At 66.5% G+C, this 17,912-nt stretch carries 13 protein-coding genes; 6 read left to right on the forward strand and 7 right to left on the reverse strand.

From position 1 onward, the window contains the following. From ACMO6A_RS01200 to ACMO6A_RS01215, 4 genes are all read left to right on the forward strand, one after another. Window positions 1–1,077 (forward strand): FAD-binding protein (locus tag ACMO6A_RS01200; RefSeq protein WP_418470667.1); only part of this gene is annotated, 1,077 nt, incomplete at its 5' end. Between the two features lie 225 nt (window positions 1,078–1,302). Further along, complete coding sequence (locus tag ACMO6A_RS01205; RefSeq protein WP_418470668.1) at window positions 1,303–4,302, forward strand: insulinase family protein; 3,000 nt, start codon at window positions 1,303–1,305, stop codon at window positions 4,300–4,302. Between the two features lie 559 nt (window positions 4,303–4,861). Next, entirely contained in the window at window positions 4,862–5,638 is a 777-nt protein-coding gene (locus ACMO6A_RS01210) for an ABC transporter ATP-binding protein (RefSeq protein ID WP_009304664.1), read from the forward strand. 104 nt (window positions 5,639–5,742) lie between these two features. Continuing rightward, a complete protein-coding gene (locus tag ACMO6A_RS01215; protein ID WP_015760474.1) occupies window positions 5,743–6,672 on the forward strand; it encodes a SufB/SufD family protein in 930 nt (309 codons plus the stop codon). Window positions 6,673–6,966: 294 nt separating this feature from the next. Here ACMO6A_RS01215 and larC read toward each other — a convergent pair whose 3' ends face one another. From larC to ACMO6A_RS01230, 3 genes are all read right to left on the reverse strand, one after another. Continuing rightward, window positions 6,967–7,521 carry a nickel insertion protein gene (gene larC / locus ACMO6A_RS01220; RefSeq protein ID WP_015760473.1) on the reverse strand — a complete coding sequence of 185 codons (555 nt, stop codon included), beginning with the start codon at window positions 7,519–7,521 and terminating at the stop codon, window positions 6,967–6,969. After that, the gene (larB, locus tag ACMO6A_RS01225; protein ID WP_015760472.1) at window positions 7,518–8,297 is read right to left on the reverse strand and encodes a nickel pincer cofactor biosynthesis protein LarB; all 780 of its coding nucleotides are present in this window, start codon (window positions 8,295–8,297) and stop codon (window positions 7,518–7,520) included. Before larB ends, larC begins: the two co-directional genes overlap by 4 nt. 195 nt (window positions 8,298–8,492) lie before the next feature. Beyond that, a complete protein-coding gene (locus tag ACMO6A_RS01230; protein ID WP_418470669.1) occupies window positions 8,493–9,455 on the reverse strand; it encodes a substrate-binding periplasmic protein in 963 nt (320 codons plus the stop codon). A gap of 521 nt (window positions 9,456–9,976) precedes the next feature. On the opposite strand from ACMO6A_RS01230, the gene ACMO6A_RS01235 reads away from it, so the two are divergent. Continuing rightward, entirely contained in the window at window positions 9,977–10,906 is a 930-nt protein-coding gene (locus ACMO6A_RS01235) for a phosphoribosyltransferase family protein (protein WP_227101219.1), read from the forward strand. A gap of 175 nt (window positions 10,907–11,081) precedes the next feature. Here the strand turns inward: ACMO6A_RS01235 and ACMO6A_RS01240 are convergent, their stop codons facing one another. Then, entirely contained in the window at window positions 11,082–12,416 is a 1,335-nt protein-coding gene (locus ACMO6A_RS01240; RefSeq protein WP_009304670.1) for a glycosyltransferase family 2 protein, read from the reverse strand. A 364-nt stretch (window positions 12,417–12,780) separates the two neighbouring features. Between ACMO6A_RS01240 and ahcY the strand changes: the two genes are divergently transcribed. After that, window positions 12,781–14,040: an adenosylhomocysteinase gene (gene ahcY, locus ACMO6A_RS01245; protein ID WP_009304671.1), complete on the forward strand. Its 1,260-nt coding sequence runs from the start codon at window positions 12,781–12,783 to the stop codon at window positions 14,038–14,040. Window positions 14,041–14,523: 483 nt separating this feature from the next. Here ahcY and ACMO6A_RS01250 read toward each other — a convergent pair whose 3' ends face one another. From ACMO6A_RS01250 to ACMO6A_RS01260, 3 genes are all read right to left on the reverse strand, one after another. Next, window positions 14,524–15,696: an iron-containing alcohol dehydrogenase gene (locus ACMO6A_RS01250; RefSeq protein ID WP_009304672.1), complete on the reverse strand. Its 1,173-nt coding sequence runs from the start codon at window positions 15,694–15,696 to the stop codon at window positions 14,524–14,526. A gap of 99 nt (window positions 15,697–15,795) precedes the next feature. After that, entirely contained in the window at window positions 15,796–16,470 is a 675-nt protein-coding gene (locus ACMO6A_RS01255) for a flavodoxin (RefSeq protein WP_009304673.1), read from the reverse strand. A gap of 82 nt (window positions 16,471–16,552) precedes the next feature. Then, on the reverse strand, window positions 16,553–17,912 hold a 1,360-nt coding region (locus ACMO6A_RS01260; RefSeq protein ID WP_418470670.1), incomplete at its 5' end, for a DUF362 domain-containing protein.

Below are 17,912 nucleotides of genomic sequence, written 5' to 3' on the forward strand. Positions count from 1 at the left end.
ATCGATTGGCTGCAGGAGATGGGCGTGCCTTTCCTGAAGGAAGTAGGGCCGCTGTTCGGGTACACCGAACTGCCGGTCATCCACCATGTCGATGGCAAGGGCGCCGAGATGGTGCGCGTGCTCGCCGAGACGGCCGAAAAAGCCGGCGTGGGCACGCTCACCGACACCTCGGCAACGAAGCTGGTCGCCGACGCCGACGGACGCGTCATCGGCGTGGAGGCGGTTCAGAAGAAGAACCCCGTGCGCATCAAGGCGAACAAAGGCGTGGTCATGGCAACGGGCAGCTTCGCCGGAAGCACGGCCATGATCGGCCAGATGAACGCCGAATGCGCCAACCTGCTGCCGGGCTCGAACCCCGGAGCCACGGGCGACGGCCTGGTCATGGCCATGGAGCTGGGCGCCTACACCACACGCGTCTCGGACATGCCGCTGATGAGCTCGTTGGCAGGCCTTGAATCGGGCAGCATCGTCAACATCAACTACGGGATGCGCCTGCCGGGGCTCTGGCTCGATGCCGAAGGCCAGCGCTTCTTCGACGAATCGACCCCCTACGAAAACCCCAACGGGCACCGCGCCATCGTGCGCAAGCAGAACGAGCAGGGATCGCCGGTCATCGCGTTGCTGGGAACCACGCCCGAGCTGGACGCCATGCAGGCCACGTACCCGCTGAAATGGGCCACCGCCGACACCGTAGAGGAAGTCGCCGGCATGGTAGGCCTCGACGGCGCGAAGGCGAAGGCCACCGTCGAGCGCTATAACGGCTTCTGCGAAGCGGGCAAGGACGAGGACTGCGGAACTCCCGCCGACAAGATGGTGCCCATGACCGGCCCCTTCTACGCAGCTCCTATCGCCGTGAGCACCTCGGTCACCGTCGGCGGCTTCAAGACGAACGAGCAGGCTCAGGCCCTCAGGCTCGCCTTGGCTTCCAGCGGCTCGCTGACCGAACCGATCCCCGGCCTGTACGCCGCCGGCGTGGTATGCGAGTGGAACTGCGCCGCCGGAGCCACGGTGCTCAGCGCGATGACGCTCGGCCGCATCGCGGGTCGAAGCGCCGCTGCGGAGGCCTCCGCAGCCTAGCGGCATCGGACAATCGCCCCCTCCCCTTCGAGAGGCCTGCCTGCTTGGGCGGGCCTCTCGCCCCGCATGAGCGCCTTGGGCTTAACCGGTGTGCAACGATTCTCCGGATCGTCGGCGAACCCTGACGACGATGCGACCTGTTCGCGCTATCATAGACGTCGACACACGAACTCGCGCTCGACGGCCGATTATCGGTATCGAGCTCATCCGGAAAGGCGGCATTGCATGGACCTTGCTCCCGAGCAGAAGCTGCACGGATTCACCGTGCGCACGCGCGAAGAACTTCCCGAGATCGACGGCACGGCGTACGTGCTCGACCACGACAAGAGCGGCGCGCAGCTGCTGTACCTGCGAAACGACGACAACAACAAGGCGTTCTCCATCGCGTTCAAGACGCCGCCCGCCGACGACACGGGCGTGTTCCACATCCTGGAGCACTCGGTGCTGTGCGGCTCGGACAAGTTTCCCGTCAAGGAGCCGTTCGTCGACCTGCTGAAAAGCTCGATGCAGACGTTTCTGAACGCCATGACCTTCCCCGACAAGACGATGTATCCGGTGGCCAGCACGAACGACCAGGACTTGCTGAACCTCGCCGACGTGTACCTCGACGCGGTGCTGCACCCGGCCATCTACCGTAAACGCGCCATCTTCGAACAGGAGGGCTGGCACTACGAGCTGGGCGGCGACACGGAAGCCGAAGCGGGCGACTCCGTTGCAGGCGACGCCGTGGCCGCCACGGAAGCCGCCGACGGGTCTGCGCGCCTCGTGCTGAACGGCGTGGTGTACAACGAGATGAAGGGCGCGCTGTCCGATCCGAATTCGGTGCTGTACGACGAGCTGCAGGCGGCGCTGTTCCCCGACACGGCCTACCGCTTCGAGTCGGGCGGCACGCCGCGCGCCATCCCCGACCTCACCTACGAGCAGTTCCTGGAGGAGCACCGCCGCCACTACCGCCTGGACAACAGCTACCTCACGTTGTACGGCGATCTCGACCTGGACGGCATGCTGGCCTTCCTCAACGAACGCTACCTGTCCCCCGTCGCCGACGAGCAGGCGGCCGCGACGGGCATCGGCTCCGAGGGCGCGCCTCTCGGCCCCCACGAGCTGCGCGAGCAGGCGCCCGTACGCGCGCTGGGCGTGAAGAGGAACATGGCTACCGCGCCCGAGAACGCGTGCGCCGGGCTGGGCTACGTCATCGGCAACGCGTGCGAGCGCACGCGCATGACGGCCGTGGACATCCTCATCGACGCCATCGCAGGCTCGAACGAGGCGCCGCTCAAGCGCGCCCTGCTGGACGCGGGGCTGGCGGCCGACGCTACGGCGTTCTTCGCCGACTCGCTGCTGCAGCCGTTCGCGGTCATCCAGCTGCGCGGACTGGAGGAAGGCGGTGCCGAGCGTTTCCGCCCGGTCGTGGAGGAAACGCTGCGCAAGCTGGCCGACGGAGGGCTCGACCGCACGCTCGTGGAGGCGTCGCTGTCGCGCGCCGAGTTCGTCATGCGCGAGCGCGAGTACGGCATGCCCGACGGCGTAGCGCTGGCGATGAGCTCGCTGGCGGGCTGGCTGTACGACGACGATGCGGCCACGTCCTACCTCAAGTACGAGGACGACTTCGCGTTTCTGCGCAAAGCGCTGGACGAGGGGTATTTCGAGCGGCTGATCCGCGAGGTGTTCCTGGACAGCGACCATATGGCCGAGGTGGAGATCGTGCCAGTCGACGGCGACGAGGACGCCTACGAGGAGGAACGCCTGGCCGCCGTCGAAGCCGCCATGACTCCCGAGGACTACGTTCGCGTGGCCGACGAGGAGGCCGCGCTGCGCCGCTTGCAGGAGGAGCCCGACTCGCCCGAAGCTTTGGCCGTGCTGCCGCGCCTGTCGGTAGCCGACATAAAGGACGCTCCCGAGGAGCCCGCGTACGGCCTAGTGGAGGGCGCGCCCGTTCCTACGCTGCGCCACGACGTGCCGACGCACGGCATCGCCTACGCCTACCGCTACTTCGACCTCGACCGCGTCGCGTTCGACGAACTACCTTACGTGGCCGTTCTGGGCCTCGTGCTGGGCAAGCTGGGAACCGCACGACATACCGCCTCCGAGCTGGACACGCTCGTCAACGGCAAGCTGGGCAACCTCACGTTCTTCGCCGAGATCTACGAGAGCGAGACCGACCCCGCTGCCCTGGCTCCGAAGTTCGTCGTCAGCTCGAGCGCTCTGACCGAGAACGTCCGCGAGCTGGCCGAGCTGCCCCGCGAGATCATGCTGGAGACCGACTTCTCCGACACGGGCAAGATCAAGGACGTGCTGCAGCAGCGCCGCATCGGCATGGAGCAGGGCTTCGCGAACGCGGGGCATGCTAGCGCTATGGCGCACTTGGCTTCGTACTACCTGCCGGCCGGCGTGGTGCGCGAGCAGCTGGGCGGCGTCGGGTTCTACCGCTTCCTCAAGCAGCTGCTGGCCTCGTTCGACGAGCGCGCCGAAGAGGTGTCCGCACGCCTGGCCGACCTCGCCGTGCGTCTGTTCGCCGACGACGCTCTGACGCTGAGCTTCACCGGCACGGACGACGACTACGAACGCTTCCTGGCCGCAGGCGCCGCGCTCGGCCGCACGCGCCCCGAAGACGGCGTGCGCTTGATCGCGCCCGACCCCGTGGCGCTCAACGAGGCGTTCATCGTGCCCACCGACGTGTGCTATGCGGCCCAGGGCTTCGACCGCCGCGCCTTCGACGCGGGCTACACGGGCGCCTGGCAGGTGGCCGCGCGGGCGCTTTCCTACGACTACCTGTGGAACGAGGTGCGCGTGAAGGGCGGCGCGTACGGGGCGGGCTTCCAGACGGCGCGCACCGGCAATCTGCGCTTCTACTCGTATCGCGACCCGCACCTCGACGACACGCTGGCCCGCTTCGCCAGGGCTTCCGAGTGGTTGGCCAAGTTCGACCCCGCCGCCGAGGCGATGGAAGGCTACGTGGTGAGCACCGTGGCCGGGTTCGACACCCCGCTCAAGGCGCGCGCCCTCGTGCGGCGCCAGGACGGCGACTTCTTCGGCGGACGCACGCCCGAGAGCCGTGCCGCCACGCGCGCCCAGATGATCGACGCGGACGCCGCTGCGCTGCGCGCGCTGGCCGGGCCCATCGCCGAAGCCGTCGCGATGGACGCCGTGTGCGTGTTCGGCAGCAAGGACATCATCGAGGCGTCCGATGCCGGCCTCGCGGTGATCGACCTGCTGAACGAGTAGGCCCGCGACGTAAACAGAGCGCTTCGACCGCGGCCCCGACGCAGACGCCGGGGCCGCCTCGCGCCCAGCCCCTTTCGCACGCAACCGCGACAGCGCGTCACGGCGATCACGGACCGAGGCCGGAATGGCAACAATGCATCGAATTCGGAATACGCGCGGGGGCCGAAAGCGCGAATAGCGGCCCTGCTATGGTGTCGCGCATTTTGCGACCAGGTATTCCGTCGAAAGGAACCCCTCGGGCTCTCCGCAACGCAGCCCTGAGAGTTCCGAATTCGATGCATTATCGCCACCCGAACCCCTGCCGGATGCTCGCACGCCCGGCCTTTGCCTGGCAAGCCCTGAAAATCGCACTTCCGAAGCACACGTCCTCGCGCTTGAGCTAGAATAAGCGGTTGGAACCGAGTGCGTGCGAAGCGATTGGATCCGGGGGTCGTCCCGGCCGTTGACGGCCGAGGCGGACGCGCCTGTCGCCGAGCATGCGGCCGCGCTTGACCGAGCGCCGCAATAATGATAGTAATACAGTATCAAATAGACGAGAAGAATACGGAGAGCTGCTGTTATGCTGGAACTCAAGAACCTCACCTTCGAGGTGCCGCTTGCGGACGGATCGAAGGAAACGAAGCGCATCATCGACGATCTGTCGCTCACCATCCCCGACGGCCGCTTCACGGTTATCACCGGCCCGAACGGCGGGGGCAAGTCGACGCTGGCCAAGCTCATCATGGGCGTCGAGCGCGCGACGAGCGGCCAGATCCTGCTGGACGGCGAGGACATTACCGACCTGTCCATCTCCGAGCGCGCCAAGAAGGGCATCGGCTACGGTTTCCAACAGCCCGCACGCTTCAAGGGCATGAAGGTGAAGAAGCTGCTGGACATCGCGGCCGGCAAGAAGCTGCCGATGCTCGCGTGCAACGAGTACCTGGCGAAGGTGGGCCTGTGCTCGGCCAGCTACCTCACGCGCGAGGTGGACAAGAACCTGTCCGGCGGCGAGGTGAAGCGCATCGAGATCGCCACCATCCTCGCGCGCGACCCGAAGCTGGCCATCTACGACGAGCCCGAGGCGGGCATCGACCTGTGGAGCTTCGACCGCCTGACCGAGACGTTCCGCGACATCCACGAGGCGCGCGACGGCCGCTCCATCGTGATCATCTCGCACCAGGAGCGCATCATCCAGCTGGCCGACGAGATCGTGCTTCTGCGCGACGGCAAGGTTGCCGAGACGGGCACGCCCGAGGAGCTCATGCCGAAGCTGGGCTTCGTGGCGAAGGGCATCCCCGGCTGCCAGCTGAGCACCCCCACCGAGCTGCACCTCACGGAGATCGCCACCACCTGCTAACCCGCCCACGCCGCGCTGCGAATGTTTCACGTGAAACATTCGTTCGCTTTCACGCACGCGGCAGCTGCACGAAGCCGCCGCTTTGAACCCAGAAGGAGGCCATCATGGCTGTTGATCTTTCCCCCATCGACGAGAGCCTGCTCGCCGAGATCGCCAACATACACGGCATGCCGAAAGGCGCGTTTAACATCCGTAAGGACGGCGAGCTCGTCGAGCGCCACTCCTCGGCGAACATCGAGATCGCCACGAAGACGGACAACCCCGGCATCGACATCCGCATCAAGGCGGGCACGAAGGGCGAGACGGTGTACATCCCCGTCATCGTCACGCAGTCGGGCCTGAAGGACGTCGTGTACAACACGTTCTACATCGAAGACGACTGCGACGTGACCATCATCGCCGGCTGCGGCATCCACAACGAGAGCCACCAGGCCTCCGAGCACGACGGCATCCACACGTTCTACTGCGGCAAGAACAGCCACGTGAAGTACGTGGAGAAGCACTACGGTGAAGGCACCGGCACCGGCGAGCGCATCCTCAACCCCGTGACCAACGTGATCATGGACGAGAATTCCAGCTGCGAGATGGAGCTCACGCAGCTGCGCGGCGTGTCGTCCACCGTGCGCGACACGAACGCCGAGCTGGGCGCGGGCGCGAAGCTGGTGCTGACCGAGAAGCTGCTGACCCACGACGACCAGGTGGCCACCTCGAACATGAAGGTGGAGCTCAAGGGCGACGATTCCAGCGTGCAGGTAATCTCGCGCTCGGTGGCGCAGGACAACTCCAAGCAGATCTTCAACCCGCTGGTCATCGGCGAGGCGCAGTGCCGCGGCCACGTGCAGTGCGACGCAATCCTCATGGGCACGGCGAAGGTGACCGCCATCCCCGGCATCGAGGCCGCCCACGAGGACGCCCTGCTGGTGCACGAGGCCGCCATCGGCAAGATCGCCGGCGACCAGATCACGAAGCTCATGACCCTGGGTCTGACCGAAGAGGAAGCCGAGCAGGAGATCCTCGAAGACTTCCTGAACTAGCCGGTTCCGTCGGCCTCACGGCCGGCGGAACGACTCGACACTGCGAAGGCCCCCGGCGTTCGGAGTTGCCCCTTGTGCGCCGCTCGGCGCGTACCGAAGTACGCTTGGCAGCGCAGCGGGACAACTCCGAACGCCGGAGGCCTTCTCGCTGCCTCACTACGCCAACCCGCGAGGCGTTGTTCTCCCTCCAAATGCCGCGCGGATGTTTCACGTGAAACATTTGTTTGCTCGAACGAGTGTTTCACGTGAAACACTCTGACGAAGCGCTACGACGCGGAGCGGCGGAGCGGGTTGCTACGCGTCGTAGCGCTGCACGAAGTGGAGGATGACGGCGGCGCTCGTGGGGGTACAGCGCTCGCCTTCCAGCTTGCGCTCGCACGTGGGGATGCCGCGGGCGATGATGGCGGCGGTGGCCGGCGCGGGGATGGGCAGCTCGCCGTGGGCGCATCGCACGGTGCCGCTGCCGGTCTGCACGCGGGTGGCCGCGATCTCGTCCGGGTCGAGCGCCTCCACGGCCAGGCAGATGGCGAGCACGTTGCGCAGCGCCTCGCCGTTGCCCACTTCGTGGAAGTGCGTCTCCTCCACCGTGCAGCCGTGCGCCGCGGCCTCAGCCTCGGCGAGGATGCGGTAGACGGCGCGCATGTCGCCCTTCGCCCGCTCGCTCGCGGCGAGCGCGTCGATGGCGGCGTTCACCTCGCCCAGGTCGTGATGATGCCCGTCGGAAACGCCGGCCGCCTCGGCGGCCTCGAGCACCTGCGCGCGCCGCTCTTCGGGCAGCTGCAGCAACGCCACGGCCAGCAGGTGGCGCCTCGTGGCGTTCTCTTCCAAGTTCCAAACCAACGTCGTCATGCCGTCCTCGCTTTCACATGGTTGATCATATGGGCCTGGTAGCCCGCGCCGAAGCCGTTGTCGATGTTGACGACGGACACGCCCGAGGCGCACGAGTTCAGCATGGCCAGCAGGGCCGCGACGCCGCCGAAGCTGGCGCCGTAGCCCACGCTCGTGGGCACGGCGATCACCGGACACGACGCGAGACCGCCCACCACGCTGGCCAGCGCGCCCTCCATGCCCGCCACCGCCACCACGACGCTGGCCCGCGCGATGTCGTCGGCATGCGCCAGCAAGCGATGGATGCCGGCCACGCCCACGTCGTACAGGCGCACCACGTCGTTGCCCAGCATCTCGGCCGTCACGGCGGCTTCCTCCGCCACCGAAAGGTCGCTCGTGCCGGCGGCGGCTATCACGATAGGCCCGTTGCCGTCGGGCTCGGGCGCCTCGCCCAGGATGCCGAGACGCGGGCCTTGGCGGTAGGCGAACGCGAGAGGGCACGCGCCTTCCAGGGCACGTTCGACCGCGGCGGCCTTCTCGGCGTCGAGCCGGGTGACCAGCACGCGCTCCTGCCCGTTCTCCACGAGCGCGCGGCACACGCCCGCTATCTGCTCGGCCGTCTTGCCCGCACCGTACACCACCTCCGACACGCCCTGGCGCATGCCGCGATGGTTGTCCACCGTCGCGTAGCCCAGCTCCGTGAACGGAGCGATGCGCAGCGCCTGCTCGGCCTCGTCGACGGCGGTCTCGCCCGCCGCGACGCGCTCGAGCAGCTCGCGCAGTTGTCGTTGCTCCATGTTCAACCTCCGTCATGATACCGATCGTCGACCATTGAACCACTTGGAGCGCACTCCAAGTCAAGCGCCTTTCCTTCCCCGCCATAAAGAAAGCCCCGGACGCGCGGTGTCGGCGTTCCAGGGCTTTCGAACGTTCGGGAGGATCTCGGCTCTAAGCAGCGACGTCTCCAGGCTGCACGGCGTTCTCGCCCGCGTTCACCTCGTCGCCGGCGCCCGTGCCTCGTCGGCAGGAGCAGCGTCCCCGTCAGCGTTCTCGCCTTCGCTCTCGTCTTTCGGCTCCTTCGAAGCAACGGTCGCGCCCGCGTCCGTGGACTTGGTGGCGCCGGCAGTCAGCGGCGTGGACGAAAGGTCGAGCGCGGTACCCAGCCACTTCGTCTCGATGACGCCGATGGTGCCGTTGCCGGTCAGCGTGGCGAGGGCTTCGGAGACCGCTTGCTTGAGATCGGTGTTCGCATCCGACACGCCCACGCCGTAGCCGCCCGCCTGCTGCATGAGCGCCACGATATGCACGTCGTCGCCCGCGCTGTGCGCCGCGTACGTCCCGATGATGGCATCGGCCGCCACGTACTGCACCTGGCCCGAGGCCAGCTCGGCGAACGCGCTCTTGAGGTCGTCGGTCGTGGAGAAGGTTGCCTTGTCGAATTCGTTCGTCACCGCCCAAGCGCTCTTCGACGACACCTGCGCGGCGATCTTCGTCTCGACGACGTTCGTGGGAACCTGCGTGTTGGACGGCGCGGAGAACAACGCCACGGCCGTAGGCAGGTACGCGTCAGACTTCCAGAACGAGGTGCTGCTGTCGGACTTGTCGATGCCCATGACGATGTCGACCGTTCCCTCTTTGAGGGCCGATTCGGCATCCGATCCCACGTTGACGACCTCAAGCTTCAGCCCGAAGCTGTCAGCCAGCGCCGCCGCCACGTCCACGTCGATGCCGACGATTTTGGACGAGGAGGAAGGCTGTCCCGCCAGGGGCTGGTTGTCGGTGTTCACACCGACGCGCAGCGTACCGTCCTTGCCGATGGTCGGCGAGGACAGCGTGGGCGTCTTCTCGGGGGGAGTGTAGCTCTGCTGCGATGAGCAGCCCGTCAGAACGACGAGCAGGGCCGCCATGCACGCGACCGCCATGCAGCAGGACGCGAGCGTTTTATAACGCTTCATAACCGGTGAGCCTCCATCTAGCTTGATGTTCATGCTGCCTCTTTCGACTGACCTAGTCTTTGCCCCCACACTCGCGCACTGGAACTCAGCTTGCGCCTTGCCCTCTCGCCCGTCGCAACCGGATGTCGCGATACTCAGGCGGTGCGGCTTACCTCTAGGATACGCCATGATCGTCGCGCGGAGACCGCGCGGCTTACGTGGGTCCTTTCGACCGCATCTGCCGTGGACTGAGGTTGAAAAACCCGCAACTACAGACTCGAAAGAAGCGTCACTCAGTGTACCAGATCATGAAAACACCTGAAAGCCGAGCCGCACAATCCGCGAGAAACGCGCGGACGCCGCCGAAAAGGCTCCAGGCGGGCACGCCGTCCGAACGCCGGACACGATGAGGGGACGCCGCTCCTTCGAGGCTCCGCGCGTCGAAAGGCCTGCAAGGCCCTGTGAAGCGCGCATGCTTTCGCGACGCCGGCCAGGCCTGCGGCGCACATGCGAGAAGCGCGCGAGAAACGAGGGGAAAGCGCGTGGAAACGACGCTGGATCGGCGTGGAATCCGCGCGAGAACGGCGGGTGCCGGACATGAGAGCGCCGTGTGCGGCGCGTGGAAGGCTCCGTGCTATCCTCGTAGGATGACGATCGCCCGCACAACCCTCGCCCTCGCCCCCGCACGCCCGACCGCACGGGAAGCAGGCGCATGCCCGCGCGTTCCCCGCCGCGAGCGTCTGCTGAGGACGGTGGGCCTCTACGGGCGCGGAGCCGCCGAGGCCATCGCCGAGACGCTGTGGCCCACGCGCTGCGCCGTATGCGACACCCCGGGCGAGGTGCTGTGCGCGCCTTGCAGCCTCAACCTGAGCCATATCGACTGGTGGCGCGCCTGCCCGCGCTGCGGCGCGCCGTTCGGCCGCGTGCAGTGCAGCGAGTGCAACGACGTGCTGATGAGCGTTGCCGGACGCGACGAGCCGCCCTTCGACGCCTGCGCGAGCGCCGTCGCCTTCGACGATGCCGCCGCCCGCATCGTGCGCACTTGGAAGGATGCCGGCGAGCGGCGATTGGCAGGCGCCATGGCGACGCTCATGGCGCCGATGGCGCCGCCCTCCTGGCTCGCCGACCATCCCTGCATCGTGCCGGTGCCCGCCACCGCCGCCGCCCGCAGACGGCGCGGCTTCGACCACGGCGAGGAGCTGGCTCAGGCGCTGGCCGACCGCCTGGGCCTCGCCGTCGCGCCCGTGCTCGCCCGCCCCCGCAGCCGCGACCAGCGCGCCCTCGCGCGCCGCGACAGATTGGCGAATATGGAAGGCCGCTTCATCCCGCTGCCCGGCGCAAGCGCCTTCCCCTCGGTCATCCTGGTCGACGACGTGTACACCACCGGCGCCACGCTGTTCGCCGCGACCGACGCCGTCCGCGTCGCCGGAGCCGCCACCGTCCGCTGCCTCACCTTCGCCCGCGTGTGGTAACCCCCCCCGACTCGCAAGCACATCGGCGCCGTCGGAAGCCATCCTCGCCCGAAAAACACGCCTCATGCATCGAGGCGTGTTTTTCGGGCGAGGATGCAGACGTGCGCCAACCGGGCGCAAAAAAGCGACGGGCCCGGAGGCCCGCCGCTTTCGCATATCGACTTGACACCGCGTGCTACATGGTGCGCTCACGCTGCTTTTGGGGCGCGGCGCTTGCCGCGTCGGAAAGCTCGGCCACGTCCACCGAGATGCTGTGCTTGATGGGCTTCCAGTTGCACTTCTTCACGAGCGCGACCAGCGCGATGGGGATATAGGTCATCATGAACACGGGGAACGTGAACATGTACAGAACCTTCTTGCCCGTGGTGGAGCGGATGGAGTCCCATTCCACGAACGTGGTCAGCACGCCGAACATGAACATGAAGATGAAGTAGTTCAGCAGGCAGAACAGGATGGACGACAGCGAGGAGGCAACCATGATGCCCGTGGACATGGCTCCGGTGAGGCTGAGGAACACGATGATGGCGTTGAACAGCACCGACACGATGGTAAGCAGCATGCCCGGCGCGATGGTCATGAGCATGTCGTAGCAAGCGAAGCGCGCGCCCTTGGGGTTCACGGCGATGCCTTTCGCCAGGCGGGCACCGTAGTGCCAGAACACCTGGTAGAAGCCCTTCGCCCAGCGGAAGCGCTGGTTCCACGAGTCGCGGAACGTGATGGGCTGCTCATCGTAGAGGATGGCCGTGGGCGTGTAGCTGATGCGCGTGCCCTCGAGAATGCTGTTCGCAGAGAACTCGATGTCCTCGGTGAGCAGGTGCCACTTCCAACCGCCGTTCTTCTCGATGATGTCGGCGGCTATGAAGAAGCCCGTGCCCGACACGGCGCAACTGGTGTTCAGCGTGAGACGCGCCTGGTTCAGGAACTTCGCCTCGCGCAGGAACCACACGGCGTAGCCCGCGGATATCCAGTTGGAGTCGTAGTTCTTGGAGTTTCGATAGCTGGTCGAGGCCTTCGCTCCGTTGTCGAAGGTCTTGTTCATCTCGCGGAAGTAGTTCACATCCAGCACGTTGTCGGCGTCGAACACGAAGTACGCCTCGTAGCCCTTGTCGGCGTAGCGCTCGCGAATGCACTGGAAGCCGTAGTCGAGCGCGTAGCCCTTGCCAACTTCCTTGTCGTTGCTGCGGGGAAAGACGATGGCGCCTGCCTCGCGGGCCACGCGCGCGGTGTCGTCCGTGCAGTTGTCGGCGATAACGAACACGTCGATGAGCTCGGACGGATAGTTCTGCACCTTGATGGAGTGGATGAGGTCGCCGATGACGGCGCTCTCGTTGCGAGCCGAGATGACCGCGGCGAACTTGTGGTTCTTCTTCGCCGTGAGCTCCTTGGGCTTGCGCGTCAGCACCACGAACACGTAGTAGAGCTGATACGTGTAGCAGATCGTGAACGTGAGAAACACGCAGAAGTTGAATATGTCAACGAACGAGATCTGCGAAAAAAACTGGTCCAGCACCTTTGCTCCTTTGTCGGGCCGCGAACGCTCCTTGCGGCCGTGCCATCGCGCACCCGTCCTGCGGGTCGCGCTCCGCCCCCCTGGTGTTGTTCGGTTTCGTCTGAGGGTTGTGCGGAACGCCGCCTGTTCGCCGCTGCGGCGCTCTGGCTGTAACGCGTTCCAAGCTGGACAGATTATAGCGGGTGAGCAGCCGTTCGGGGCAACAACGAGTCCGTTCGTTACCGTTTCTTCCGAATTCGAGGTCATAAATCACCGGTATTCACAAAGGTTCTGCATACGAACTTCATAACTAGGTCGGTTCGGCTATGATAATCTGAGAGATCGAGAATCGCACGTTCCCTTATATGTCAATGGAGGCATACCCTTGAACCACGATATCAAAGACATCGCCCTGGCCGACGAGGGCCTCGCCCGCATCCTGTGGGCGGACCGCGACATGCCCGTGCTGGCGTCCATCCGCGAGCGCTTCGAGCGCGAGAAGCCCTTGGACGGCGTGCGCATCGGCGCCTGCATGCACGTGACCACCGAGACGGCGAACCTCATGCGCGCGCTCTCGGCCTCCGGCGCGAAGGTGACGCTGTGCGCCTCCAACCCGCTGTCCACCCAGGACGACACGGCCGCCTCTCTCGTGCGCGACTTCGGCATCGACGTGTTCGCCATCGCCGGCGAGGACGCCGACACCTACAACCGCCACATCGAGGCCGTCATCGCCTGCGACCCGCAGATCGTCATGGACGACGGCGCCGACCTCGACACCGCGCTGCACACCAAGTTCACCGACAAGCTGGCGCACGTGGTGGGCGGCACCGAGGAGACCACGACGGGCGTCGTGCGCCTCATGTCCATGGCGGCCGAGGGAACGCTCGCCTACCCCGTGTTCAACATCAACGACGCGAACACGAAGCACTGCTTCGACAACCACTACGGCACGGGCCAGTCCACGCTCGACGGCATCGTGCGCGCCACGAACCGCCTCCTGTGCGGCCGCACCATCGTGATCTCGGGCTACGGCTACTGCGGCAGCGGCCTGGCCCTGCGCGCGAAGGGCATGGGCATGCGCGTCATCGTGTGCGAGGTCGACCCGCTCAAGGCGCTCGAGGCGCACATGGAGGGCTACGAGGTGATGCCCGCGGCCGAGGCGGCGCGCTTCGCCGACGTGTGGGTGACCGTGACCGGCAACTGCAAGGTGGTGGACGGCCCGGCGTTCGAGAACATGAAGGACGGCGCCATCGTGTGCAACTCCGGCCACTTCGACTCCGAGATCAACCTTGAGTGGCTGGAAGACCACGCCACGAAGAAAGAGGAGATCAAGCCGCTGGTGGAAGAGTACACGCTGCCGGACGGCCGCACGGTGATCGTGCTGGCGCAGGGCCGCCTCGTGAACCTGTCGTGCGCCGAGGGTCACCCCGCGTCCGTGATGGACATGAGCTTCGCGAACCAGGCGCTGGCCGCCGAGTACCTGTACCTCCACGCCGGCGAGCTGGAGAACAAGGTGTACGACGTGCCCGCCGCCATCGATACGCACGTGGCGCGCGTGAAGCTGGAAACGCTGGGCATCGAGATCGACACGCTCACCGAGGAGCAGATCAAGTACATGAGCTCCTGGAACTTCGAGACGCTGTAGGATCAGACGAGGGATCGCCCTTTCCTGCAGGTAAAGAACCCGGTGCATGACGCATCGGGTTCTTTTTTTACCTGATCGCCAACGTCGGCTCGGCGCCTCATGACGAAGCTACGACGCCAACCCGCGCCTCGCCAAGAGAGCCCGCTCGTTTTGCAGCAGGCCCTCCACAAGATAGGCTGCCGCGCACGAACGCCCTCGCACGGATGTGTCTCGGAGCAGCGTCGTCGCGCGCCGATCCCACCCCGAACGCTATCGCGAAATCCTGGTAAGTTCCCGTCGATATTGCTATCCTCATTTGCGGATAAACAGGAGGGACAATCGTTCGACCTGGGGTTTCTTGATCGAGACGAGCAGCTCGGCCGACTCGAGACGCGGAAAAGCTCGCATATCGACGCGAACTTGCCCTTTTTCCCGCGCGCCCCCTGGAGCCGGCCTCCTTCGCGCCCCGCATGGGGACTTCCCCACGTGGGACGCGAGTCGCCCCTAAAGGCACATGCGGTAGATGCGCTCCACGTCTTCCGCGCCCAGGCTGCGCAGGCCCGGGATCCGACCGCCGCCGCAAGCGTGGCGCGCCATATCCTGGAAATGCGCCTCGTCGATGCCGAGCTCGGTCAGGGTTCCCTCAAGCCCCAGCGTCTCGGAGGCGAAGGAGCTCACGCGCTCGATCGCCCTGCGAGCGCCTTCTTCAGGCGAAAGACCCTCTTCCACCCCGAACACCGCAATGCCCAGACGATAGATGGCGGACGCGGTCCCGTCGTCCAAGATGTACTCGAGCCAGCGCGGGGCAAGGATGGCCAGGCCATGACCGTGCGTGATGTCGTAGTAGGCGGACAGCTCGTGCTCCATCATATGGCACGCACACCCGTGCACCGTCCCCGCATCGAGCACCGTGTTGAGCGCCATGGACGATGCCCACATCAGGTTCGCACGCGCCTCGTAGTTCTGAGGCTCCTCCAACGCCACCGGGGTCCACTTCACCACCGTGCGCATGACGGCCTCCTGCATCTCCAGGACCAGGTCGAAGGTGGCATCGCCGGCAAGGTAGTAATTGTCCAGCACGTGGTTGAAGATGTCGAACGCGCCGCACGCGGTTTGGTACGCCGGCAGGGTGTAGCTGTGCTCGGGGTTCTCGAAGGCCACGCGGGGGATCAGCGCGCTTCCGCCCAGGCCGATCTTCTGGTTGACGTCCATGTTCGAGATGACGCTCCAAGCATCCATCTCGGAACCGGTTGCAGCGTTGGTGAGCACGACCGCCACGGGCAGGGCATCGGTCACCCATGCGCCGCCCGCGACCAGGGGCCATACGTCGCCGTCCGCGGTCTTGGCCGCCGCGGCGACGCCCTTCGCGCAGTCGATGGCGGACCCGCCGCCCACGGCCAGGACCACGTCGATGCCGTTCTGCCTGCAGATGGCGGCGCCCCTGTTCGCGGTGGTATGGCGCGGGTTGGGCTCGACGCCTGCCAGCTCGAACAGTTCCATGCCGGCGCCTTCCAGAAGGCCGCGCACCTCGTCGTACAGGCCGCTCTTCTTGATGGAGCCGCCACCGTAGACCATCAGCACCTTCGTGCCGAAGGCCGCGAGCTCTTCAGGAAGGTGCTCCAGCTGGTTCTTTCCGAAGTACACCTTGGCAGGGTTGTGGAAGATGAAGTCGTTCATAGTGTTGCCTCTTTCCTATCCTCTTGCTTTCCTTCTTGCCTTCTTGCACGGGCTGCCCGGCAGACGGCCCGAACCGGCCACCGTTCAGCCGAAGCTCCCTTACGCAAGCCCCAAGCCCTCGATCCAGGGCGCCACCTGATCGAGCGCATCGGGAAGGGCGCTCCTTTCGACGGTCAGGCCGTCCAGCAGGTTCGCACCGGGACACAGATCGCGGATATCGGCCAAGGCGCCGTCGATGCCGCTGCCGCCGCTCGTGCAGAACGGCGCGACCGCCTTGCCCGCCAGGTCGTGCTGCAGCAGAAACGAGCGCATCACATGCGGCAACCGCCCCCACCAGATGGGATTGCCCAGGTAGACCGCATCGTAGGCATCCCAATCCGGCACCGCGGCCGCGATCGGCGGCAGGTAGCCCTCGTCTTGTTCGCGCCGCACCTGGGAAGTCATGGCATCGTAATCGTCGGGATAGGCGTCGGTCGTCTCGATGCGGAACAGGTCGGCACCCGTCGCCTCCGCGATGCGCTCGGCGACGGAAAACGTGTTGCCCGAGTACGAGAACACCGCCACGAGCGCCCGCCCGCCGTGGGCCGCGGGCTCGGGCTCGGACGCAACGGACTCGGCCGGTCCGCCCTCCTCGTCCGGCGCGGGCGCTTCGTTTTCCTCAACCTGCTCCTCTGCCGCAACGCATCCGGCGAGCATGCCGCCGCCGAGCACCGCCATGCCGAAGCCGAACGACCCCATGACGAAGGTGCGCCGGTCCAATTCGCTTTGTCTCATGCTGACTCTCCTCTCGCTTCCGTCCTTCGAGTCTACGTCCTGGAGCTGATTCCAAGTCAAATGGAAATCATGTGCAGAGCGATCAACGCAGAATGCGGACGAGCTCGATGCCCTCCGACTCGCCGCGGTCGCGGCTGTACAGGCGCTCCACGGAATTGTTCCAGTGCTCGTGCACGCCGAGGCTCTCCACCGGGTTCCCTGCGCCGTCGCGGTACGCGGCTCCCGACGGCGGTGCAGATGCCAACGCGGCTTCGTGCAGGTAGTTCTCCACGCCCAGGTTGCCCTCGAGCGCGGCGTTGCGGCTGACGACCGCCGGCTGGTTGATGAGGAAGTCGGCGCCCACCGAGTCGATGGCCACCGGATCCTGCGACAGGAAGATGCTGGCCGCGAACCCGCCGTCGAAGGGCGCGCCCTCCCACTGCGCCGCCTCGCGCGTGACCGACGCGCCTTCCGAGGTTGCCGGCACCAAGCCGTCCAGCATCCACAGCATCGTCTTGCCGCCCAGCAGACGGTTGGCGAACAGGTCGACGAGCACGGTGTACATGCCCATGGCCTGGCCGGACACGTAGCGGTGGATGCCGGCGGCCTCGGGCGGTCGCAGGCGGCTGGAGTTGACCAGCGAGCCGAAGTGGTTCTTCCCGCACAGCGTGAGGCCGTAGCTGTGCCCCTTGAGGCTTGCGAGGTTGATCAGGTAGTCGGCCTCCGACACGCAGGCGGGCACCACGTTCGCCGCGCCCGCCACGTCGGCCGACCAGACGACGGGCGCGCTCTCGTCGCCTGCGGCGTCGTTCGGGCCGCCCTCGTCGTAGTAGCGGAAGCGCACGCCGGCAAGCGCGCCCTCCGAGCAGAGCTCCATCATATGCGCCGGGAAGATGCGGCACGCGTCGTACACCGCGATGTCGCCCGCCGCTACGCCCGCGTCCTCCACGAGCGACAGCAGCAGCGCACGCAAAAGAACCGGCGTCGTATAGCTCATGGCGCTGTCCTCGTCCGCGCCGAACGTGCCCGCGCCGTTCATGTTCGCCTTGACGGCGATCCGCTGGCCCGCCCGATAGCCGCCCGCGCGCCCGGCGCGCGCGTTGTGCGCCTCGAACAGCACGCGCCATCCGGCCGCCGCATCGTCCGCGCCCGCCGCCGCAGCCACGCCGTCGTCCACCATGCGCCGGACCGCGTCCTCGTCGAAATGCTCGCGCTGCCACCAGTAGCCCGACCCGTCCCAGGTCACGGCCGCCGCGTCGCGCACCCAGGCCACGCGCCCCGGCCTTGCGCCCACGCCGCGGCCACAAGGCTCGTGCGGCGGGAATACGGAGTCGTACGGCTGCGGCTCGGAGGAGGAGGCGGGGGCAGGTTCGAGCATCGGCGAGGGCTCGACGGGCGCTGACCCTACCGCCGGCTCCGCGCCTTCCCCGCCCGCGCATCCGCCCAGCATCCCGCCCGTCAAC

Source organism: Eggerthella sp. (assembly GCF_048329335.1).
Lineage (GTDB): Bacteria > Actinomycetota > Coriobacteriia > Coriobacteriales > Eggerthellaceae > Eggerthella > Eggerthella lenta.